The sequence below is a fragment of the Streptomyces sp. NPDC090108 genome (genome assembly GCF_044747185.1).
In the GTDB taxonomy this organism is placed as follows: Bacteria; Actinomycetota; Actinomycetes; order Streptomycetales; family Streptomycetaceae; genus Streptomyces.
The window spans coordinates 309,652-331,235 of record NZ_JBIVDQ010000006.1; the positions used below are offsets into that span (position 1 = coordinate 309,652).

At 74.4% G+C, this 21,584-nt stretch carries 18 protein-coding genes; 7 read left to right on the forward strand and 11 right to left on the reverse strand.

Translation table 11 applies throughout. The features are described 5' to 3' along the window. Nucleotides 1-194 precede the first annotated feature (194 nt). The 3 genes from ACIPRD_RS22975 to ACIPRD_RS22985 all read left to right on the forward strand — a co-directional run bounded on the left by ACIPRD_RS22975 (nucleotide 195) and on the right by ACIPRD_RS22985 (nucleotide 3,383). Nucleotides 195-845 (forward strand): bifunctional DNA primase/polymerase, encoded by a 651-nt coding sequence (locus tag ACIPRD_RS22975; protein ID WP_401565529.1) that lies wholly within the window; start codon nucleotides 195-197, stop codon nucleotides 843-845. Between the two features lie 100 nt (nucleotides 846-945). Further along, a complete protein-coding gene (locus tag ACIPRD_RS22980) occupies nucleotides 946-1,722 on the forward strand; it encodes an ABC transporter ATP-binding protein (RefSeq protein ID WP_356404744.1) in 777 nt (258 codons plus the stop codon). Next, on the forward strand, nucleotides 1,719-3,383 hold the full coding sequence (locus ACIPRD_RS22985) for a transporter (protein WP_401565531.1): 1,665 nt from the start codon (nucleotides 1,719-1,721) through the stop codon (nucleotides 3,381-3,383). The genes ACIPRD_RS22980 and ACIPRD_RS22985 overlap by 4 nt, the downstream gene beginning before the upstream one ends. Before the next feature lie 151 nt (nucleotides 3,384-3,534). Here ACIPRD_RS22985 and ACIPRD_RS22990 read toward each other — a convergent pair whose 3' ends face one another. After that, nucleotides 3,535-4,392 (reverse strand): alpha/beta hydrolase, encoded by an 858-nt coding sequence (locus ACIPRD_RS22990; RefSeq protein ID WP_356404742.1) that lies wholly within the window; start codon nucleotides 4,390-4,392, stop codon nucleotides 3,535-3,537. A gap of 392 nt (nucleotides 4,393-4,784) precedes the next feature. Then, nucleotides 4,785-5,477, reverse strand: a complete 693-nt coding sequence (locus tag ACIPRD_RS22995; protein WP_356404740.1) for a metal-dependent transcriptional regulator — start codon at nucleotides 5,475-5,477, stop codon at nucleotides 4,785-4,787. 236 nt (nucleotides 5,478-5,713) lie between these two features. Here ACIPRD_RS22995 and ACIPRD_RS23000 point away from each other — a divergent pair, with 236 nt between their 5' ends. Continuing rightward, the gene (locus ACIPRD_RS23000) at nucleotides 5,714-6,469 is read left to right on the forward strand and encodes an SIS domain-containing protein (protein WP_356404738.1); all 756 of its coding nucleotides are present in this window, start codon (nucleotides 5,714-5,716) and stop codon (nucleotides 6,467-6,469) included. A gap of 30 nt (nucleotides 6,470-6,499) precedes the next feature. Here ACIPRD_RS23000 and ACIPRD_RS23005 read toward each other — a convergent pair whose 3' ends face one another. The 3 genes from ACIPRD_RS23005 to pdxH form a co-directional block, all read right to left on the reverse strand. Then, complete coding sequence (locus ACIPRD_RS23005) at nucleotides 6,500-7,933, reverse strand: PAS domain-containing protein (protein ID WP_401565534.1); 1,434 nt, start codon at nucleotides 7,931-7,933, stop codon at nucleotides 6,500-6,502. Nucleotides 7,934-8,021: 88 nt separating this feature from the next. Then, a complete protein-coding gene (locus tag ACIPRD_RS23010; RefSeq protein ID WP_356404734.1) occupies nucleotides 8,022-8,510 on the reverse strand; it encodes a GNAT family N-acetyltransferase in 489 nt (162 codons plus the stop codon). Nucleotides 8,511-8,933: 423 nt separating this feature from the next. After that, complete coding sequence (gene pdxH / locus ACIPRD_RS23015; protein ID WP_356404732.1) at nucleotides 8,934-9,620, reverse strand: pyridoxamine 5'-phosphate oxidase; 687 nt, start codon at nucleotides 9,618-9,620, stop codon at nucleotides 8,934-8,936. A gap of 163 nt (nucleotides 9,621-9,783) precedes the next feature. Here pdxH and ACIPRD_RS23020 point away from each other — a divergent pair, with 163 nt between their 5' ends. The 3 genes from ACIPRD_RS23020 to ACIPRD_RS23030 all read left to right on the forward strand — a co-directional run bounded on the left by ACIPRD_RS23020 (nucleotide 9,784) and on the right by ACIPRD_RS23030 (nucleotide 13,948). Further along, nucleotides 9,784-10,884, forward strand: coding sequence for a citrate synthase 2 (locus ACIPRD_RS23020; RefSeq protein ID WP_356404730.1), 1,101 nt, complete (start codon nucleotides 9,784-9,786; stop codon nucleotides 10,882-10,884). Between the two features lie 119 nt (nucleotides 10,885-11,003). Next, nucleotides 11,004-12,167 carry a 4-hydroxybenzoate 3-monooxygenase gene (locus tag ACIPRD_RS23025; protein WP_401565799.1) on the forward strand — a complete coding sequence of 388 codons (1,164 nt, stop codon included), beginning with the start codon at nucleotides 11,004-11,006 and terminating at the stop codon, nucleotides 12,165-12,167. 65 nt (nucleotides 12,168-12,232) lie between these two features. Beyond that, complete coding sequence (locus ACIPRD_RS23030; RefSeq protein WP_401565802.1) at nucleotides 12,233-13,948, forward strand: methyltransferase; 1,716 nt, start codon at nucleotides 12,233-12,235, stop codon at nucleotides 13,946-13,948. Between the two features lie 95 nt (nucleotides 13,949-14,043). On the opposite strand, the gene ACIPRD_RS23035 is transcribed toward ACIPRD_RS23030, so the two are convergent. From ACIPRD_RS23035 to ACIPRD_RS23060, 6 genes are all read right to left on the reverse strand, one after another. Continuing rightward, nucleotides 14,044-15,099, reverse strand: a complete 1,056-nt coding sequence (locus tag ACIPRD_RS23035) for an isopenicillin N synthase family dioxygenase (protein ID WP_401565538.1) — start codon at nucleotides 15,097-15,099, stop codon at nucleotides 14,044-14,046. A 297-nt stretch (nucleotides 15,100-15,396) separates the two neighbouring features. Next, a complete protein-coding gene (locus tag ACIPRD_RS23040; RefSeq protein WP_356404724.1) occupies nucleotides 15,397-16,002 on the reverse strand; it encodes a TetR/AcrR family transcriptional regulator in 606 nt (201 codons plus the stop codon). After that, nucleotides 15,990-16,766: an enoyl-CoA hydratase family protein gene (locus ACIPRD_RS23045; protein WP_356404722.1), complete on the reverse strand. Its 777-nt coding sequence runs from the start codon at nucleotides 16,764-16,766 to the stop codon at nucleotides 15,990-15,992. Before ACIPRD_RS23045 ends, ACIPRD_RS23040 begins: the two co-directional genes overlap by 13 nt. Nucleotides 16,767-16,819: 53 nt before the next feature. Further along, nucleotides 16,820-18,415 (reverse strand): 4-coumarate--CoA ligase family protein, encoded by a 1,596-nt coding sequence (locus ACIPRD_RS23050; protein ID WP_401565541.1) that lies wholly within the window; start codon nucleotides 18,413-18,415, stop codon nucleotides 16,820-16,822. Nucleotides 18,416-18,489: 74 nt separating this feature from the next. Beyond that, complete coding sequence (locus tag ACIPRD_RS23055; protein ID WP_356404718.1) at nucleotides 18,490-19,650, reverse strand: acyl-CoA dehydrogenase family protein; 1,161 nt, start codon at nucleotides 19,648-19,650, stop codon at nucleotides 18,490-18,492. Between the two features lie 75 nt (nucleotides 19,651-19,725). Further along, on the reverse strand, nucleotides 19,726-21,582 hold the full coding sequence (locus ACIPRD_RS23060; RefSeq protein WP_356404716.1) for a biotin carboxylase N-terminal domain-containing protein: 1,857 nt from the start codon (nucleotides 21,580-21,582) through the stop codon (nucleotides 19,726-19,728). Nucleotides 21,583-21,584: the final 2 nt, after the last annotated feature.

Consider the following 21,584-nt stretch of genomic DNA (forward strand, 5'->3'; position numbering starts at 1 on the left):
CCGTCAATGCGTGACATGTGCGGTTTGCCGGGGTAAAGACGGCGGCGGCCCCCTCTTTGGCTACCCGCCGCACGCCCCCCGTCCCCCCGCGCGCCCCTGGAGGTGCATCCATGCGCCCCGACTGCCGGGCCGATGCCCCTCGCCCGCGCGCGCCAGGGCCGTAACCCCCGGTGGGCACTGAAGTTGAGTGGGGCGTGGAAGAGACGATCGCCGGCACCGAAGCCGCCCAGATTCCGCAGCAGCGCGGGGAATCGCTGCTGGAGACCGCCGTACGCTACGCCGAGGAGCGGCACTGGGACGTGTTCCCGGGCTCCTGGCTGGAGGCCGTCGACGGGGTGCAGCGCTGCTCGTGCGGCGACGCCTCCTGTCCGGCGCCGGGCGCGCATCCCGCACGTCCCGACTGGGCGGCTCAGGCGACCGGGAGCGCGACCGTGGCGCGCCGCATGTGGCACAAGCAGCCGGCCGCGTCGATCCTGCTGCCGACGGGCCGGACGTTCGACGCGCTGTCCGTCCCGGAGAGCGCGGGCTTCCTGGCGCTGGCCCGCATGGAACGGATGGAACTGACGCTCGGTCCGGTCACGTTGGCCCCCGACGGGCGGATGCGGTTCTTCGTGCTGCCGGGCGGCTCGCTGAAGGTCGCCGAACTGGTGCGCAGGCTGGGGTGGGCGCCGGCCTCGCTCGACCTCGTGCCGCTGGGCGAGGGGGGTTACGTGGCCGCTCCGCCGACCCGGTTCGGGTCCCGCGCGGTGCAGTGGGCGTGCCGGCCCACCCCGGCGAACCGATGGCTGCCGGACGCGGAGGAACTGATCTCCCCGCTCGCCTACGCCTGCGGCCGCGACCGCTGACGGTCCGTCACGTACGCGGTCGGGCGGAGCACTTCACCCCTGGTCCCCGATGTCCGGCCCCCGCCCCTGAAGGTGTCGTGACCGTCGTAGTGTGGGCCGCATGACCGAGGCTGCGGTGCGTGTGCGAGGGCTCTGGAAGCGGTTCGGACAACAGGTCGCCGTCGGGGGGATCGATCTCGACCTTCCCGCGGGGAGGTTCATCGGGCTGGTCGGGCCCAACGGGGCGGGGAAGACCACCACGCTGTCCATGGTGACCGGCCTGCTGCGGCCCGACGACGGGACCGTGGAGATCGCCGGACAGGACGTGTGGCGGGACCCGGTGGCCGTCAAGGCCCGGATCGGCGTGCTGCCCGAGGGGCTGCGGCTGTTCGAGCGGCTGTCGGGGCGTGAACTGCTCGGCTACTCGGGACGGCTGCGGGGGCTGCCCGGCGCGGAGGTCGACAAGCGTGCCGCCCAGCTGCTCGACGTGCTCGACCTCGCCGGCGCCCAGCACAAGCTCGTCGTCGACTACTCGACCGGCATGCGCAAGAAGATCGGGCTCGCGGCCGCCCTGCTCCACAACCCCGAAGTCCTCTTCCTCGACGAGCCGTTCGAGGGCGTCGACCCGGTGTCCGCGCAGACCATCCGCGGGGTGCTGGAGCGGTACACCGCCTCCGGCGCGACCGTCGTGTTCTCCTCGCACGTCATGGAACTGGTGGAGTCGCTGTGCGACTGGGTGGCCGTGCTGGCCGCCGGACGCATCCGCGCGGCGGGCCCGCTGGCCGAGGTGCGCGGGAGCCACCCCACCCTCCAGGGGTCCTTCCTCGAACTCGTCGGCGCCGGCGGCCGCGACACCGCCTCCGACCTGGACTGGCTGGGCGGCGGTGCGGCCCGATGACCCTCCCGCCCGCCACCTCGGAACCGGCCCCCACCGGGCCCGCGACAGCGGCGGCGGACTCGGTGCGGCCGCAGGCCGCACCGAGTCCGACCGCCACCCTCGTACGCCTGAAACTCTCGCTGCTGCGCAACGGGCTGCGGCAGTCGGCGGGCCGCAGGGCCGTCTTCGTCGGTTCCGCGGTGGTCGCCGTGCTGTTCGCGCTGCTCCAGCTGGCGGGCCTGCTCGCCCTGCGCGGACACGCGCACGCCGAGGCCGTCGCCGTGCCCGCCGCGGCCCTCCTGGCCCTCGGCTGGGCGGTCATGCCGCTGTTCTTCCCGGGCGGCGACGAGACCCTGGACCCGGGCCGGCTGGCGATGCTGCCGCTGCGGCCCCGCCCGCTCGCCCGCGCCCTGCTCGCCGCCTCCCTGGCCGGGATCGGCCCGCTGTTCACGCTGCTGGTGCTGGCCGGGTGCACGCTGGCGGTGGCACGCGGGGCGGCGGCGTACGTCCTCGCGCCCGTCGCCGTCGCCGTCGCGCTGCTGGTCTGCGTGGCCCTCGCACGGGTCGTCGCCGCCGCCAACACGCGTCTGCTGAGCAGCAGGAAGGGCCGCGATCTGGCCGTGCTGAGCGGGCTGGTCGTCGCCGTCGGCGCGCAGCTGGTCAACTTCGGCATGCAGCGGCTGGGTTCGGCCGGGCTCGGCCCGCTGCGGCCGGTCGCGGAGGTGCTGTCCTGGGTGCCGCCCGCCTCCGCGGTGGGCGCGGTGCACGCGGTGAGCGAGGGCGCGTACGGCACCGCGGCGGCCCGGCTCGCGGTCTCGGCCGCGGCCCTGGCGCTGCTGATCGGCACCTGGGCGCGCAGCCTGACCCGGCTGATGACCTCGCCCGACGCCTCCACGCTCCAGAGCGCGGACGCCACGGCACGGGACCGCTCCCCGGCCGGGCCGGGCCGGCTGCTGCCGGGGGGCCGTACGGGAACGGTCATGGAGCGTTCCCTGCGCTACATCTGGCGCGACCCCAAGACCAAGGCCGCCTGGGCGACCTCGCTGGCCATCGGGCTGATCGTGCCGGTCTTCAACGCCCTGCAGGGCACCGGGTCGGTGTACTTCTCCTGCTTCGCCGCCGGCATGCTCGGCATGCAGATGTACAACCAGTTCGGGCAGGACACCTCCGCCTTCTGGATGGTGGCCCTGACCATCTCCTCACCCCGGGACGCCTACGAGGAACTGCGCGGCCGGGCCCTGGCCCTGCTCGTGATCACCCTGCCGTACGCCACGCTGGTGACGACCGCGACCGCCGCCCTCCTGCACGCCTGGCCGCGGCTGCCGGAGGTCCTCGGCCTCTCCCTCGCCGTCCTGGGCGCCATGCTGGCCACCGGCGCCTTCGCCTCGGCCCGTTTCCCCTACTCCATCCCCCAGGAGGGCCACCGGAACGTGGTCCCGGGGCAGGCGGGGCTGGCCGTCGTCGCCCTGTTCGGGGGGCTGTTCTCGGCGGCCGTGCTGTGCGCGCCGGTCATCGCCCTGACGATCGCCCTGCACCTCGTCTCGGACGACGGCCGGACGTGGCTCGTCCTCCCGGCGGGGGCGGTGTACGGCGCGGCGCTCACCTGGGCCGGGCTGCGCCTGGCGGCCTCCAGGACGGCGGCCCGCCTGCCGGAGATCCTGACGGCGGTGAGCAAGAGCTGACGGCACCGGGCGGCCCCTGGGCTCGCCCGGCGGGCCGCGAGGCCGTGGCGTGGGGCCGCGAGGCCGTGGCGTGGGGCCGCGAGGCCGTGGGGGCCGGTGGGGCCGTGGGGGCCGGTGGGGCCGTGGGGGCCGGTGGGCCGTGGGGGCCGAACTACCCCAGCACGGATTCCAGGAACGGCTCCACGGCCGTCCGCCAGGCACCCGGCAGGTCGTAGTGCAGGAGATGCCCCGCGTCGGCCACCTCCGCGTACGCCCCGCGCGGCAGCACCCGCACCATCTCCTGCGCCTCCGCCCGCCCCAGCTCGCCGTCGAGGCCGCGCACGACGAGGGCGGGGCACCGCACCTGGGCCAGCTCCTCCCAGTGCGCGTCGTACACCCAGCTCTCGCGGGTCCTCAGCATCTGCTCGGGCTCGAAGACCGGACGCCAGCCGTCCGCGCACTCGTGCATGACCTCGGCGTAGAACTCGCCGCGGCCGGGGCTCGGGCGTTCGGCCCGGGGATCGTCCTCGCCGAACCACTTGCGGACGTCGGCGAGGGTGGCGAAGGGGACCGGCCAGGAGCGGAACCAGTCGGCCCACTCCCGCTGCGACGCCGCGCCCAGCGCGGAGGCCCGCATGTCGCACAGGACCAGGCCGCGCACCAGATCGGGGCGTTTCGCGGCGAGCTGCCAGGCCGTCAGGGCCCCCATCGCATGGCCCACGAGGACGGCCGGGGCGAGACCGAGCTGTTCGAGGGCCGCCTCGGCGTCCTCGACATAGGCCTCACGGGTGTAGGCGGCCTGCGGGAGCTTGTCGCTGCGGCCGTGGCCGCGCTGGTCGAGCGCGAGGGCGCGGTGCCGCTCGGCGAGCCAGCGGGCGGTGGCGGCCCAGTGCGAGGCCCGCCCCATCAGACCGTGGAGCAGCAGCACCCCCGGTGCGGCGGACTCCGCCTCCGTCTTGGGAGGGTCCGCGTACTCCCAGGCGGCCAGGCGCACCCCGCCCGCTCCCGTCACGTCGATACGCCGTGCCATCGGCCTGGCACCCCCAGCTCCGCATGCCTCGTACCGGTGTACTACCCGGGCCCGTCGCTGTCGCCGTCCTCGGCGCCGTACGCGCTGCGCTTGCCGTACACGCGGTGCGTGCCGTCGAGGCGGTCGCCCTCGTCGTCGTACTGGTCCTCGTCCGCCGTCGCAGACTATCGAATGCTCATTCGAAAATTCCGCATCGGCGGACAACACCCCTCCTTCGAGTGACACCTCGCGAGGCATGATCGCCGTCTGCGAGGGGATCTTTCAGGCGGGAGGCGGACCGCTCGGGGAAAAACGGTCCGCAAGGGGATGACCCTGAGAGCTCGGGGCTCCGGGTCAGCACCAGGGGAGGACAGGCCCCCGACGCCGCGAGGCGCCGGGGGCCTTACCCCTGCTCAGCGCTTGGCGACGAACACGTGCGAGGCGACGTCCGCCTCCAGCTCGGCCGCCTCACCGCCGCTGCCCACCAGCACCCCGCCGGCCGACTCCGTCACGCTCACGACCGAACCGGGCTGCACCCCCGCCCGCCGCAGCGTGTACATCAGCTGGGCGTCCGTCTGGATCGGCTCGCCGATCCGGCGGACGACGACCGTCTTGCCGTCGGTGCCCGCGTCCAGGTCGGCCAGCGACACCATGCTGTCGTCCAGGAACGGGTCCGCCCCGTCCTTCTCGCCCAGCTCCTCCAGACCCGGGATCGGGTTGCCGTACGGCGACTCGGTCGGGTGGCGCAGCAGCTCCAGCACCCTGCGCTCCACGGCCTCGCTCATCACGTGCTCCCAGCGGCACGCCTCCGCGTGGACCTGCTCCCACTCCAGGCCGATCACATCGACCAGCAGGCACTCGGCCAGGCGGTGCTTGCGCATCACGCGCGTCGCCAGCCGGCGCCCCTCGTCGGTCAGTTCCAGGTGTCGGTCACTGGCGACGGACACCAGGCCGTCACGCTCCATGCGGGCCACCGTCTGGCTCACCGTCGGCCCGCTCTGGTCGAGCCGTTCCGCGATACGGGCCCGCATGGGGACAACGCCTTCCTCTTCGAGTTCGAGGATGGTGCGGAGATACATCTCCGTGGTGTCGATCAGTCCGGACATACGTGCCCCTCGATTACCTCTGCCGGCAGCCCGGCCGCGTGCGCTGGCCCTGGCATCAATTCTGCCGTACCCCACTGACAAGCGGGCGGTACCCGGGAAAGCGGGGCGTCCGCGGCCCCCGCGCCCGTGCCGCACGGGATCCGCGGGGCGGCCGGGGGCGGGCGGGGCGGCCGTATTGACACCGCAGTGGTCCAGACCGCACGGTGATCCGCGACACCGACGCGAAGGGGCACCGCATGAGCGACGCCACGCCTGCCGAGCTGTTCTTCGACGCCGCCATCGGCCTGCTGCGGCGGGCCCGCGAGGAGGAGGCCGACGCGATCGCCGCGGCCGGCGCCCTGCTCGCCGACACCGTCGCGGCCGGCGGGCGGCTGTTCGCCTTCGGCGCCGGGCACTCCTCGCTGCCGGCCCAGGACGTGGTCTACCGCGCGGGCGGCCTCGCCCTGATGAACCTGCTCGCCGTCCCCGGGGTCGTCGGCGTCGACGTCCTCCCGGCCACCCTCGGCTCCGCCCTGGAGCGCGTCGACGGACTGGCGACCGCCGTCCTGCGCACGTCCCCCCTCCGCGCGGGCGACGCCTTGATCGTCATCTCCCTGTCCGGCCGCAACGCGCTGCCCGTGGAGATGGCCCAGGGCGCCCGTGCCCTCGGCGTCAGGGTCATCGGCGTCACCTCGGTCGCCTACGCCACCGGGACCGGCTCCCGGCACGCCTCGGGCACCTTCCTGAAGGACCACTGCGACGTCGTACTGGACTCGAAGATCGCCGTGGGCGACGCCGAGCTGACCCTGGACACCATCCCGGCGCCCTTCGCCCCCGCCTCCACGGTCGTCACCTCCGCCCTGATGCAGGCCGTCCTCGCCACCACGGCCGCGACCCTGGCCGAGCGGGGCGTCGAACCCCCGCTCCTGCGCTCGGGCAACGTCGACGGCGGCCACGACTGGAACAGCCGGGTCATGGAGGAGTACGGCGACCGGATCTTCTACCACCACTGACCGGCCGGGCCCCGTGCCCGCTCCCCGCGCCTACTCCCCCGGCTTCCCGCGCAGCGCGCCCGCCAGGTCCAGCGAGGCCGCGATGCGTCCGGCCACGTCCTCCGCGTAGGCCGCGTCCGCGCGCTCGAACCGGCTGCGGCCGGGCCCCCGCAGGAAGGTGACCACGCCCAGCGTCCGGCCCCTGCTGCGCAGCACCGCGCACAGGGCGTGCACCGCCTCGGGGGGCCACTGGCGGGCCAGCGCCCACTCCCGCGCCCGCTCGGCCGGGACTCCGCCGGCGGCGGCGCGCACGGTGCTCGTCCGCTCGACGCACTGGAGCGCCGGATGGCCCGGCGCGTAGCGCAGCGGCAGCCCGGCGGCACCGGTGAGCACGCTGGGGCCGGGGGCGCCGCCGGGAGTGGCCGCGAGCCGCACCAGCCGCACGGGGGCGGTGTCGTCGCCCTCGGCGCGGGGGCCCGACAGCCGGTCGAGGACGGCGTGGTCGGCGAAGCCCGCGAGGGCGAAGTCGAGATGGACGACGGCCGCTTCCGCGGGGTCCTCGCACTCGGCGGCGGCGCGGGCCGCGCGGTGCAGCTGGTTGCCGCGGAAGCGCAGCAGGGACGCCTCCTGCTCCCCCTGCTTGGCCTCGGTGACGTCCTGGAAGAGCCAGCCGACGCCGAGCGGCACGGGCTCCTCGGCGAGCGGCGAGGCCAGCCGCACGAACCCGCTGCGCCAGCAGCGCCGTTGCTCGCCCTCCGCCGCGCGCACGGTCACCCACATCTCGGCGGGCGCGGGCGGCGCGCCCTCGGCCAGCACATGGGTGAGCGCGCCCTCCAGCTCCTCCACGCCCTGCGTGAGCAGTTCACCGAGCGGACGGCCGAGCACGGCGGTCCGGCCGCTGCCCAACGCGCGCGCGGCGCAGGCGTTGACGACGGCGGGCCGCAGGTCGGCGTCCACCAGGACGACACCCCAGGCCGCTTCTTCGAACAGGGCCTCGCTCAGGGCGATCGACCGCTCCAGGTCGATCTGCGTGTGCACCTCGCTGAAGGCGCAGTACAGCCCGGCCGGTTCGCCGTCGGGCCCCCGCACGGACGCCGACTGGGTCCGTACGAGGACACGGCCGCCGTCCTTGGTGAGCAGCGCGAACTCGTGCACCTGGCGTCCGGAGGCGTGCATGGCCGCCATCAGGCGGGCCTGGACCTCCTCGGCGTCCGCGCTGCGCACCGCCCAGCCGGCGAATCCGTGCCGCCCGACCGCCTCGGCCGCGCTCCAGCCCAGGATGCGTTCCGCCTCGCGGTTCCAGTGCGTCACCACGCCCTCGGCGTCGAACGCGCACAGCGCCGCGTCCATGCCGTCCAGCAGCGCGGCGAGCAGGTCGGACCCGCCCGACTCCCCGGGACCCTCGGGACGCTTCGGGCGGTCCCGCCCCGGCTCGTCCCCCGGTCCCCGCTCATCGGTGATCCCACTCCACCGGGAAGCACTCACCTGGACCCCCTGGAAGCTGCGTCGGCGCACGTCGTGCGCTCGGTCCGCTCACTGGCCTTCATTCAACTCGAACGTGACGCAGCCCACATCAAGTTCCCGCAAGATTGAAGGAATCGTTCTGCGGGTCCCCGGGAATCCGGCCCAGCCGCAGGTCGACCCACTCGGCGCCGCCCTCCTCCAGCGTGTACCGGTCGGTCTCGGCGAACCCCCGCCGCCCGGCGAACCGCAGTCCGTCCGCGTTCGCGGCGAGTACACAGGTCTCGATCACTTCCGCTCCCTCCGAGGTCGCGTGGGCCAGCGCGTTGTCGTAGAGCGCCTTGCCGAACCCGCGCCGCCGAAACCCCGGCAGCACCCGCGCGATCACGGTGGCCACCGCCTCCTCGCCCGCCGGCGGCCGGACGGTGGAGCAGCCGACCAGCTCCTGCCCGAGGTACGCGTTCTCCAGCCGGTAGCGCCCGGCACGCTCCCGCGCGTCCGCGGCGGACATGGCGGCGGGCGGCACGATCACGTTGTGCACGTACCGCCACTGCTCCAGCATCGCCTCGCCGGTCACGGGCAGGATCCGGAAATCGCTCATGCCCGGCACCGTAGGCCGGTGCGGGGCGGGCCGTCCACGTGTCGGGGACGCCGTGAACAGCGGCGGGAGAACGGCGGCGGAAAAACGGTTGAGGTCCTCCCGGCGGCTTCCTAGGGTGGGGAGCACCGAAGAGAGGAGGTGGTTCGGAGCATGTACGCACACCGGACGTCGGAGGTGGCTGCGGGCTAGCGGCCTGCCACCACACCTGTGCGGTGCCGGACCAGCGCGTGCGAGACGCGCGCAGCCGGCCCAATCCAAGCAGTCGCCCGACCCGCGAGTTCGCCGGTACGTCCGGCCGGCTCCCCGCCGCACGGCGGAGAACCCGAACTCGCGGGTCGTCTGCGTTCCCGGCCGCTCCCGGCTCCCGCGCGGCCCCGGCTCTCGTACGGCCACGGCTCCCGCACGGCCCCGGCCCCGGGGTGTTCAGGGGCTGAGGCGTTCCGTCCGCCAGGTGCCGTCCGGGCGGGCGGTGTAGCGCAGCCGGTCGTGGAGGCGGTTCTCGCGGCCCTGCCAGAACTCGACCGTCTCCGGGGCGACGCGGTAGCCGCCCCACTGCTCCGGCACCGGGACCTCCCCGTCCTCCGGGTAGCGGGCGGCGAGTGCGGCGTAGGCCTCCTCCAGCTCCTCCCGGGAGCCGATCACCGAGGACTGGGCGCTGGCCCAGGCGCCGAGCCGGGAGCCGTAGGGACGGCTGCGGAAGTAGGCGGCGGTCTCCTCGCGGCCGGTGCGGCGGGCGACCCCGGAGACGATGACCTGACGGGCGACGGGATGCCAGGGGAAGAGCAGGGAGACGTACGGGTTGACGGTCAGTTCGGCCGCCTTGCGCGAGCCGTAGTTGGTGTAGAAGACGAACCCGCCGGAGTCGAAGCCCTTCATCAGGACCGTGCGCGAGCTGGGCCGGCCGGCCGCGTCGGCGGTGGAGACCACCATCGCGTTCGGCTCGTAGAGCGTGCCGTGCAGCGCGGCCCGTGCCGCGTCCTCGAACCAGCGCGTGAACTGGTCCATGGGGTGCGTGGCGAGGTCCTTCTCGTCGAGCCCGGCCGCCTGGTACTGCTTGCGCATGGCGGCGGGGTCGATGGCCGGGTCGAGCAGGGGTTCGCGATCGGTCACGCGGTCATCCTGCCGTACCGGGCGACCGTGGCACTCGGTGTCGCGGGGACTCCCCAAGGCCGGGGCCCGGGGATATCGTGCTCATCCCCCCGCGGTTTTGGGTGACCACCGGGCGATCGGGGCATCACGGGGTTACCGCCGCCGACACATGAGGAGCCGCCTGATGTCCGACTTCGTACCCGGACTCGAGGGAGTCGTCGCGTTCGAGACGGAGATCGCCGAGCCGGACAAGGAGGGCGGCGCCCTGCGCTACCGGGGCGTCGACATCGAGGACCTGGTCGGTCACGTCTCGTTCGGCAACGTGTGGGGACTCCTCGTCGACGGCGCCTTCAACCCCGGTCTGCCGGCCGCCGAACCGTTCCCGATCCCCGTCCATTCCGGTGACATCCGCGTGGACGTGCAGTCGGCGCTCGCCATGCTGGCCCCGGTGTGGGGGCTGAAGCCGCTGCTGGACATCGACGCCGGCCAGGCCCGCGACGACCTCGCCCGCGCCGCCGTCATGGCGCTGTCGTACGTCGCCCAGTCCGCGCGCGGGCAGGGGCTGCCGATGGTGCCGCAGCGGGAGATCGACAAGGCGCGCTCGGTCGTCGAGCGGTTCATGATCCGCTGGCGGGGCGAGCCGGACCCGAAGCACGTCGCGGCCGTCGACGCGTACTGGACGTCCGCCGCCGAGCACGGCATGAACGCGTCCACCTTCACCGCGCGGGTCATCGCCTCCACCGGCGCGGACGTCGCCGCGGCCCTGTCCGGCGCGGTCGGCGCCATGTCGGGGCCGCTGCACGGCGGCGCGCCCTCCCGGGTGCTCGGGATGATCGAGGAGATCGAGCGGACCGGCGACGCCCAGGCGTACGTGAAGAAGGCGCTCGACCGCGGTGAGCGGCTGATGGGCTTCGGGCACCGGGTGTACCGGGCCGAGGACCCGCGCGCGCGGGTGCTGCGCCGCACCGCCCGCGAACTGGGCGCCCCCCGGTTCGAGATCGCGGAGGCGCTGGAGAAGGCGGCGCTGGAGGAGCTGCACAACCGGCGCCCGGACCGGGTGCTGGCCACCAACGTGGAGTTCTGGGCCGCGATCATGCTGGACTTCGCGGAGGTGCCGGCGCACATGTTCACGTCCATGTTCACGTGCGCCCGGACCGCGGGCTGGTCGGCGCACATCCTGGAGCAGAAGCGGACGGGGCGCCTGGTGCGGCCGTCCGCGACCTATGTGGGGCCCGGCACGCGCGGCCCGCAGGAGATCGAGGGCTTCGCGGACATCGCCCACTGAGCCCGAAAACGGAATGCACCGTTCGACTGATATGCGCCCATGAGTGACCGTTTCGCCGATTAAGATCCACTCCCGTGACAAAGGGGCGGAACATCCGTGCGGCCGAGGACACGGCCGACGTGGTCATCCTGGGTGCGGGGCCGGCCGGGCTGGTGCTCGGCAACCTCCTGCTGAGCGCCGGGATCGACTGCGTGGTGCTGGAGCGCGCCACCCCGGCGCACGTCCGGACCCGGGCGCGCGCCGGCTTCCTCGCCGCGAACACCGTACGGATCCTGGAGCGGCACGGCCTCGCCGACGGCCTGCGCCGGCACGGCCGGACGCACGGCACCTGCGAGTTCCGCACCGGGGACGGCCGGTTCCGCCTGGACTACGGCGCCCTCGGGGGCGGTGAGCTCCACACCGTCTACCCCCAGCAGCACCTGGTCTCCGACCTGTTGGCACGGTTCCAGGACGGCGGCGGCCGCGTCCGCTTCGGCACCGAGGCGGTCGGCGTGCTCGGGGCGCCGTCCGGCCCGCCCTCGGTGACGGTGCGCGAGGCGGACGGCCGCCCGGGGCGGTGGCGGGCGCGGTACGTCGCCGGATGCGACGGCCGGCACGGCGCGGCACGGCGTTCGCTGCCGCCCGGCACCGTCCGCCACCACCGCGACCACGGCGTGTCCTGGCTCGGTCTGCTCGCCGAGGCGCCGCCGAGCCTCGACGCCGTGGGGTACGCGGTGCACGAGCGGGGTTTCGCCGGACACATGGCCCGCACCCCCGAGGTCACCCGCTACTACCTCCAGTGCGCGCGCGGCACTTCACCGGACGCGTGGCCCGAGGACCGGATCTGGGCGGAACTGGACCTGCGGATGCGGGCCGAGGAGTACGGCCCGCTGCACCGGGGGCCGATCGTCGAGCGCGGTGTCGTCGACCACGTCTCCGACGTGGTGGAACCGCTGCGCCACGGCCCGCTGTTCCTCGCCGGCGACGCCGCGAGCGTGATCAGCCCGTCCGCCGCCAAGGGCGCCAACCTCGCTGTCCTGGAGGCCGAACTCCTCGCCCGCGCCCTGACCGACGAACTGGTCCACGGCGACGGCGAGGGACTCGCCCGCTACTCGGCACGCTGCCTGACGCACATCTGGCGGGCGCAGGAGTTCTCCCAGTGGATGCTCCGGCTGCTGCACGGCCCGCCCGCCGCGGACGGCGAAACGATGTTCCACAACGCGCTGCGGCGCACGCGCATGGAGTCGCTGCGCACCTCCCGCACCCGCCAGGACTGGTTCGCCGAGAACTACGTCGGCGTCTGAGCACGGCTTCACCCCCGTACCGAAACGAGGTCCCTCTGCCGATGCCCACGCCCCTGCCCACCGCCATGCCCTCACCCACGACGACGCCCGGTCCGGCGGCCGCCCCGGGCGGCGACGCGGCCCGCCTGCGCGCCGCGGCCGGCTTCGTCAGGGAACAGGACACCGCCGGCCTGCTCCCGCTGCTGCTGCCGGGCCTGGACGGCCCGGAACTGCGGATGCTGGCCGAACGCTGCCGGTTCGCGCACGCCGCCCTGCTCGTCTTCCCGCCCGGACCCGAGGCCCTGCGCACCACGCTCGCCGCGTGCGGACTGCCCGTGGACGGGCCCGGGCGCCCGAGCGTCGTCGTACGGGAGCGGCTGGCCGCGCGGCACGGGCGCGACGCGACAGAACTCGACGTCGGGATCCTGCGTCCCGAGGTGACGGGCCTGGACGGGGAGCGGCGCGTCGTGGAGGTGTTCGCCCTCACCGTGCCACCGGGCTCGGACCTGGCCCGGCTCGCGGAGCACGAACGGGCGCTCCAGCACGAGGCGCACGTCGCCTTCGAGGTGGAGCACCCCGACCCGCTGGCGCTGCACGGCCTGTGCGCGACCCTCGTACGGCACGGGGCGGTCCCCGACGGCGGCGGCTACAACCCGCACGAGGACGGCACGGTGTTCTACTTCACCGCGCCCGCCGGTTCCAAGGCCGGCTACCGGCGGGTGGAGCTGTACGTGCACGGCGACCACCAGGACGTGCTCGCCGTCCACCTGGACCGGCACCACCGCGCGCGCCGCCCCGCCGAATCGCTTTTGCACCTGCTGACCGGAGCCTGGACCACCCAGGCCCTGGCCGCGTTCGCCGAACTGGGCGTGCCCGACGCCATGGACACCCGCGCCCCGGCCGGTGTCCAGGAACTCGCGCGGACGGCCGGCGCCGACCCGGAGAGCCTGGCGAGGCTCCTGCGCTACCTCGCGGCGCTCGACGTGGTGGCCGAGGACGGCGACGGCTACCGGCTCACCGGGACCGGGGAGCTGCTGCGGGCCGACCCGCCGGACTCGCTGCGCCCGCTGGCGCTGCTGTACGGCGGCCCCTTCTACCGGTCGTTCGCCGCGCTCGGGCACACGGTGCGCACCGGACAGCCCGGCTTCGAGCACGTCTTCGGCGACAACCACTTCGACCACTTCGCCGGCGACCCCGAGCTCGCCGGGCTGTTCGACCGGTCCATGGCCGCCAGCACCCGCATGTTCGAGCCGCTGGCCCAGCACCCGGCCGTCGTGGCGGCGGCCACGGCGTCCGCGCCCGGGACGGTCGTCGACATCGCGGGCGGGACCGGCGAACTGCTCGGACACCTGCTCTGCGCCCACCCGCGCCTGCGCGGCGTCCTGCTCGAACGCCCGCACGTGATCGAGGCGGCCCGCCGGGCGCTGGGCGCCGCCGGCACCGCCGGGCGCTGTGCCTTCCGGGCCGGTGACTTCTCGCAGGTGCCGCCGGACGGTGACGTCTACGTCCTGTCCCGGGTGCTGCACGACTGGGACGACGAGCGGTGCCGCGAGATCCTGCGCCACTGCGCCCGGGCGATGCCGGGCCACGCCGACCTGCTCGTCGTCGAGCGGGTGCTGCCCGACGACGGCTCGGCCTCCCTGGCCACCTCCTGGGACCTGCACATGATGTGCAACGTCGGCGGCCGGGAACGCCACGCGGGCCACTACGCCCGGCTGTTCGCCGACGCGGGACTCACCCTGGTGGGCCGCTCGCCCCTGCCCCTGGAGGGCAGCGTGCTGCACGCCCGCAAGGAGGGCTGAGCGGACGACGGCCCGGGGCCGGCCGCAAGCCCGGGGCCGCCTCGATCCTGGGGCCGCCTCGATCCTGGGGCCGCCTCGATCCCGGTCCGTCCTTCTCAGGCCGGGGTCAGCAGGTCCGCGTGGTGCCGGGCGGCGACCAGCGGGTGCGCCCTCAGCTTGCCCTTCAGCTCGTTGTAGCCGTACTCGGCGAAGAGCGGGTTGGCCGGGTCGGTGGTGACACCGGGTGCCGTGGAGGCGTGCGGGAACGGCAGCGGGGCGACCTTGGCGTCCAGGCGCGGGTTGTAGAAGAAGGGGACGGAGAAGCGCTCGGTGGCGCCGGGCGGGCTCACCACACGGTGGCTGGTCGCCATCAGATAGCCGTTGGTCGCGACCTCCAGCAGTTCGCCGAGGTTGACCACGAAGGCGCCCTCCAGCGGCGGCACGTCGTGGAAGAGGCCGTCCTCGCGCAGGACCTGGAGGCCGCCGACGGTGTCCTGGAGGAGCAGGGTGAGGAAGCCGTAGTCCTTGTGGACGCCGACGCCCTGGCTGGTGCCGTCGCCGGCGCTGCCGGGGTAGCGGACGAGCTTGAGGTGCGGGTAGGCGCGGTCGCCGAAGAGCGCGTCGTAGAAGTCCGCGGGCGAGCCGATGGCGGTGAGCAGCTCGCGCAGCAGGCGCTCGGCGACGGCGCTGAGCCTGTCGACCCAGGCGAGGGCCGCCGCGCGCAGCTCGGGGAGGCGGGCGGGCCACTGGTTGGGGCCCTCCAGCCACCAGTACGGCGGCTCGTCGCGCCCGGGCACGCGGGCGGGCCGCTCGGCGCCTATGTCGAGCTGGTCGCGCCAGTCGCGGGCCCCGGCGGTGCGCTCGTCACCGGTGCGCGTGTAGCCGCGGAAATGCGGGGAGTTGACGTTGTCGAGGGCGAGCCGGTCGGCCTCGGGCAGCGCGAAGAAGGCGCGCATCGCCGTGAGCAGGGCGTCCGTCTCCTCCCGGGTCACTCCGTGCCCGACGAGCTGGAAGAACCCCACGTCGTGGGCGGCGCTGTGCAGCTGGGCGTGGAGCAGGGCGCGGGCCTGGGGACCGCGGTCGGCGGCCGACAGGTCGATGATCGGGAGCTGGTCGTACGACGGGTTCGTCAGGGCCGACGGGTTCGACGGGTTCGTCAGGGTGTTCGTCATGAGTGCGTCCGCAGGGTGTACGGGGCACGGGCAGCCGCGCGGGGTGGGGCGGCCTCCGGATGCCGGAAGACAGGGAAGACGAAAGAAAAAGAGAAAAAGGGGCTGAGGTCAGGCGGAACGCCGACAGCCCATGCTCGTGACGCGCACGTAGTCCACGTGGCGGCGGCGGACGAGCATCGGAAGCATGCGGAAAGGGTACTGCGGCGCGCGGGAATCGTGTGTGGTCCGGTTCACACCGGCGCCACCGGTACCTGTGCTCACCGGCTCACCCCCGGGCACGCCCCCGGCCGCGGCGGTTCAGCCGAGCGCCTCGTCCAGCAGGGCCGCCCACTGGGCCACCACGCGGTCGCGGCGGCCGGTGTCGTCGGTGAGGAGGGTGGCGAGACCGAGGCCCCGGCCCATGTCGAGGAAGCCCTGGACGGTCTCGCGGGCGCCGGGGCGGGACTCGTCGGCGCCGAGGAGCTCGACGGCGATGCGGTGCGTCTCACGGCCGACGCGGGACTCCAGCTCGGTGACGCGGCCGCGCAGCTGCTCCTCGTTGGCGGCGGCCACCCACAGCTGGAGGGCGGCGCGGAAGAGGGGGCCGGTGAACAGGCCGACCAGGGCGGTGACGACGGCACGGCGGTCGGCGGCGCCCTCGGGGAAGAGGTCCCTGAGCGCGCTGGAGCGTTCCTCGGCGACGTACTCGACGGCGGCGGTGAAGAGGTCCTCGCGGGTGGGGAAGTGGTGCTGCGCGGCTCCCCGGGAGACACCGGCGCGTTCGGCGACGACCGAGACCGTCGAGCCCGCCCAGCCGTGCTCGGCGAGGCAGGCCACGGCGGCCTCCAGCAGCCGCTGCCGGGTGACGCGGCTGCGGTCCTGCTTGGGCACGCGGTCGCGTTCCGCCGTGCTCACACCACCCATGCCGCGTCCCGCCGTTCCAGGAAGGCCGTCATCCCCTCCCGGGCCGGGGAGGCGGAGAACAGCCGGGCCGAGAGTGCGGCGAGGTCCGCCGCGTCCCGGTCGAATGTCTCCAGCACCCTAGCCGTGAGCAGTCGCTTCGTCTCGGCCAGGGCCTCGGGGGCGGAGCGGCGCAGTCCGTCCAGGACGGGGGCGAGCGCCTCGTCGACGTCCTCGCCGGTGAGGGTGAGCAGGCCGAGCGGCACGGCCTCGGCGGGGCCGAAGCGCTCGCCGGTGAGGTAGTAGCGGGCCAGGGCGCGCGGGTCGGTGCGCGGCAGCAGCGGCAGGGAGATCACCGCGGGGGCGACGCCGATGCGGACCTCGGTGAAGGCGAAGGTGGCCGCGGCGGAGGCGGCGGTGATGTCGCAGGCGGCGAGGAGACCGAGGCCGCCGGCCCGGACGTGCCCGGTCACCCGGGCGACGACCGGCTTGGGCAGCTCGACGATCCGCCGGAGCAGGCCGACCAGGGCGTCCGGGGCCGGGGGGTCGCGCAGGTCGGCGCCGGCGCAGAAGGTGGTGCCGGTGTGGGTGAGGACGACCGCGCGGACGCCGGGGTCCTTCGCGCAGTCGTCCAGCGCCCCGGCGAGGGCCGCGACCAGCGGCGCCGAGAGGGCGTTGCGGGTGCCGGGGCTGTCGAGGCCGAGGGTCTCGACGGCACGGGCGCGGCTGCGTCCGATCAGGGGGCCCGCCGAGGGGGTCTCGGGTGTCACGGGGGTATCGGGTGTCACGGGGGCTCCTGGTGTCACGGGGGCTCCGGGGGAAGAGGGGCGGCTCGGTGCGCTCATGCGCGGTCCCTGAGCTGCCGGCGCAGGATCTTGCCGGAGGCGGCCCGGGGGACGGTGTCGGTGAAGGTGATCCTGCGGACCCGCTTGTACGGGGCGACGCGTCCGGCGACGTAGGCCGTGATCTCGTCCTCGTCCGGGGCGTCCGGGCTGTCGGGGCCGTCCGGGCGGTCCGCGGTGGTCCGGCGGACCACGAAGGCGTGCGGGATCTCGTTGCCGTCGTCGTCGTAGGTGCCGATGACGGCGGCGTCGGCGATGCCGGGGTGGGTGAGCAGCACCGCTTCCAGTTCGGCGGGTGCCACCTGGAAGCCCTTGTACTTGATCAGCTCCTTGACCCGGTCGACGACGTACAGCCAGCCGCCCTCGTCCACCCGGCCGACGTCGCCGGTGTGCAGCCAGCCGTCGGCGTCGATCATCGCGGCGGTGGCGTCGGGGCGGCCGAGGTAGCCCTTCATCACCTGCGGGCCCCGGATCAGGATCTCGCCGTCCTCGCCGGTGCCGAGGTCCTTGCCGGGGTCGTCGAGGGCGACGACGCGCATCTCGGTCCCGGCGATGAGCCGGCCGACGGTGCCCGCGGGCGCCTCGCGCAGGCCGTCGAGCGGGACGACGTGGGTGCCGGGCGAGAGTTCCGTCATGCCGTAGGCCTGGCCGATCGGGGGCAGCCCCAGCCGTTCGGCGCAGGCGGCGGCGAGGGCCGCGTCCAGGGGGGCGGCGGCGCTGATGACGTGCTTCAGGGACGACAGGTCGTAGCGGGCGATCGCGGGGTGCTTGGCGAGGGCCAGCACGATGGGCGGGGCCACGTACAGGTCGGTGATGCGGTGGGTCTCGACGGCCGCGAGGAAGGTCTCCAGGTCGAAGCGGGGCAGCACGACCACGGTGGCGCCGAGACGCAGGGGCGCGTTCATCAGGGCGGTGAGGCCGTAGATGTGGAAGAGGGGAAGAACCGCCAGGATCCGCACGCCGGGCCCGGAGGGGACGCAGGGTTCGAGCTGGGCGAGGTTGGTGGCGATCTGCCGGTGGGTGAGCATCACGCCCTTGGGGGTGCCGGTGGTCCCGGAGGAGTACGGCAGTACGGCGATGTCGCCGGCCGGATCGATGTCCACCCCGGGTTCGGGCGCGGTGGAGGCGAGCAGATCGGCCAGGGAGCGGTGTCCGGGGGCGCCGTCGCAGACGATGATCTCCTCCACCCCGCCGGCGATTCCGGCCGCGGCGCGGGCCGTGTCCAGCAGCGGGGAGACGGTGACGATCCAGCGGGCGCCGCTGTCGCGGAGCTGCCCGGCGAACTCCTCGGGCGTGGCGAGGGGGTGGGCGGTGGTCACGGTGGCGCCCGCGCGGGTGGCCGCGTAGAACACGGCCGGGAACACGATCGAGTTGGGGCTGTGCAGGGCGAGCACATCGCCCTTGCGCAGCCCGGACTCGGCGAGCGCGGCGGCCAGCCGCCGGTGGTACCGGTCGAGTTGTCCGTACGTGAGGGTGGTGCCGTCCGTGCCGTCGACGAGGGCGGGCAGGTCCGCGAACTCGGCGGCCCTGCCCAGCACGGCGTCATGGATGGGGAGTTCGATCGGCGGAACGTCTGCGTACGCGCTGCGGAACACGGTTCCTCCCAAGGACCGCCGCCGGCGGGCGACGGCCCGACGACGGCGTGACGGCGGCCTGAACGCTGCTTGTGCTAGTACGACTTGGGCAGACCCAGGGTCTGGTGGGACACGTAGTTGAGGATCATCTCCCGGCTCACCGGGGCGATACGGGCCACCCGCGAGCCCGTGATCAGCGAGGCGAGCCCGAACTCGCGGGTGAGGCCGTTGCCGCCGAGGGTGTGCACGGCCTGGTCGACCGCCTTCACGCAGGCCTCCCCGGCCGCGTACTTCGCCATGTTGGCGGCCTCGCCCGCGCCGACGTCGTCGCCCGCGTCGTACAGATGGGCGGCCTTCTGCATCATCAGCCGGGCCAGTTCCAGATCGATGTGCGCCTGGGCGAGGGGGTGCGCGATGGCCTGGTGGGCCCCGATGGGGCTCTTCCAGACGGTGCGCTCGCGGGCGTACGCGACCGCCTTGGCCAGCGCGTAGCGTCCCATGCCGATCGCGAACGCGGCCGTCATGATCCGCTCGGGGTTGAGCCCGGCGAACAGCTGCAGCAGCCCCGCGTCCTCGTCGCCCACGAGCGCGTCGGCGGGCAGCCGCACGTCGTCCAGGACGAGTTCCCACTGCTTCTCGGCGGCGGTGATCTCCATGTCGATCCGGTTGCGCGTGAAGCCCTCCGCGTCGCGCTCCACGATGAACAGACAGGGCTTGAGGGTGCCGGTGCGGGCGTCCTCGGTGCGGCCGACGATGAGGGTGGCGTCCGCCTGGTCCACGCCGGAGACGAACACCTTGCGGCCGGTCAGCAGCCAGTCGGTGCCGTCCCTGCGGGCGGTGGTGGTGATGCGGTGCGAGTTGGAGCCGGCGTCGGGCTCGGTGATGCCGAAGGCCATGGTGCGGGTGCCGTCGGAGAGTCCGGGCAGCCAGGCCCGCTTCTGCTCCTCGGTGCCGAAGCGGGAGATGACCGTGCCGCAGATGGCCGGGGACACGATGAGCATGAGCAGGGGCGCCCCCGCGGCCCCCAGTTCCTCCAGCACGATGGAGAGTTCCGTGATGCCGCCGCCTCCGCCGCCGTACTCCTCGGGCAGGTTGACGCCGAGGTAGCCGAGTTTCCCGGCGTCGGACCAGAGTTCGGTGAGGGGCCTGCCCTCGGCGACGGAGCGGGTGACGTACTCGCGGCCGTAGCGCTTTCCCAGGGCGGCCACGGCGGAGCGCAGGGCCTTGTGTTCCTCGGACTCGATGAGCGTGGTCATGCGGTTCCTCCGGGTGCGGGTCGGTTGTGTTCGCTCGCGCTCACGCGGTGGCGGCCGCGCGTCGGCAGGCCCGCGCTACCCGGGCGTGCCGGTCTCGACGACCGCCAGCAGCGTGCCCACCTCGACCTGCTGCCCGGGGGCCACCGGGAGCGCGGTCAGCGTGCCGTCGGCCGGGGCGGCGATCCGGTGCTGCATCTTCATCGCCTCCAGCCAGATCAGGGGCTGCCCCGCGGCCACCCGGGCGCCCTCGGCGAGGCCCTCGGCGACCCGGACGACCGTGCCCGGCATCGGGGCCAGCAGGGAGCCGGGGGCGAGCTGGGCGGCCGGGTCGGGGAAACGGGGCAGCACGGTGAGGACGGTGCCGTCGACGTGCACGCGGTCGCCGTACCGCGCCACCTCGTAGCGCCGCCGCACGCCGTCGGCCTCCAGCACGGCGAAGGACGGTCCCACCTGTACGACCCGTACCCCGTCGGCGGCGAAGCCGTCCCGGGTGTGCCGGTACCGGACCTCGTGCTCCTCCCCCGCCCTCGCGTACCGCTTGACCTGCGGCTGCGACGGCAGATTGCGCCAGCCGCCGAAGCGGGACCGGCCGTGCGCGTCGACGAGCGCGGCGGCCAGGGGCGCGTGGGCGTCGAGGACGGGAGCGGTCAGGGCGTCGAGGTGGCGGTCGTAGAAGCCGGTGTCCATGCGGGCGCCCCCGAACTCCTCGTGCCGCAGGGAGCGGACGAGCAGGTCGCGGTTGGTGAGCGGGCCGTGGACGGCGGCGCGTTCCAGGGCGCCCGCGAGCCTGCGGACGGCCTCCGCGCGGGTCGGGGCGTGGGCGACGACCTTGGCGAGCATGGCGTCGTAGTGCACTCCGACGCGGTCGCCGTCGGTGTAGCCGGTGTCGAGGCGGACACCGCCGGGCACGGCGAGGCGGTGCAGGGTGCCGGTCTGCGGGGCCCAGCCCTGGGCGGGGTCCTCGGCGTACAGGCGGGCCTCCACGGCGTGGCCGTTCGCCCGGGGCGGCCGCGCGTCGAGGGCGTGCCCCTCGGCCACGCGGATCTGCGCGGCGACCAGGTCGATGCCGAACACCGCCTCGGTGACGGGGTGTTCGACCTGGAGGCGGGTGTTCATCTCCAGGAAGTGCGGGACGCCGTCGGCGACCAGGAACTCGACCGTGCCGGCCCCCACGTAGGAGACCGCGCGGGCCGCGCGCACCGCCAGCGCGTACAGGTTCTCGGTGAGCTGGGGCGTCAGTCCGGGCGCCGGGGCCTCCTCGATCACCTTCTGGTGGCGGCGCTGGAGGGAGCAGTCCCGGGTGCCGAGGGTGTGGACGGTGCCGTGGGTGTCGGCGAGGATCTGCACCTCGACGTGCCGGCCGCGCTCGATGTACGGCTCGGTGAAGACCTCGCCGTCGCCGAAGGCGCTCGCGGCCTCGGCGCGCGCGCTCTCCAGCGCGGCCGGCAGCTCCGCCAGCGACCGCACGATCCGCATGCCGCGCCCGCCGCCGCCCGCCGCCGCCTTGACCAGCACCGGCAGGTCGGCCTCGGTGACCTCGGAGCCGTCGGGCGCGGCGAGCCCCATCAGCTCCTTGGCCCGCGTCTTGGACGCCATGGCCTCGATCGCCTCCGGCGGCGGCCCGATCCAGACCAGTCCGGCGTCGAGGACGGCGCGGGCGAAGTCGGCGCTCTCGGAGAGGAATCCGTAGCCGGGGTGCACGGCGTCCGCGCCGGCCGCCAGCGCCGCCTTCACGATCAGGTCGCCGCGCAGGTACGTCTCCGCGGGGCTCGCGCCCGGCAGCCGTACGGCGGCGTCGGCCGTGCGGGTGTGCAGCGCGTCCTCGTCGGCGTCCGAGTGCACGGCGACCGTGCGGATGCCCAGTTCCGCGCAGGTGCGGAAGATCCGGCAGGCGATCTCGCCCCGGTTGGCGACCAGCAGAGTCGAAATCATGA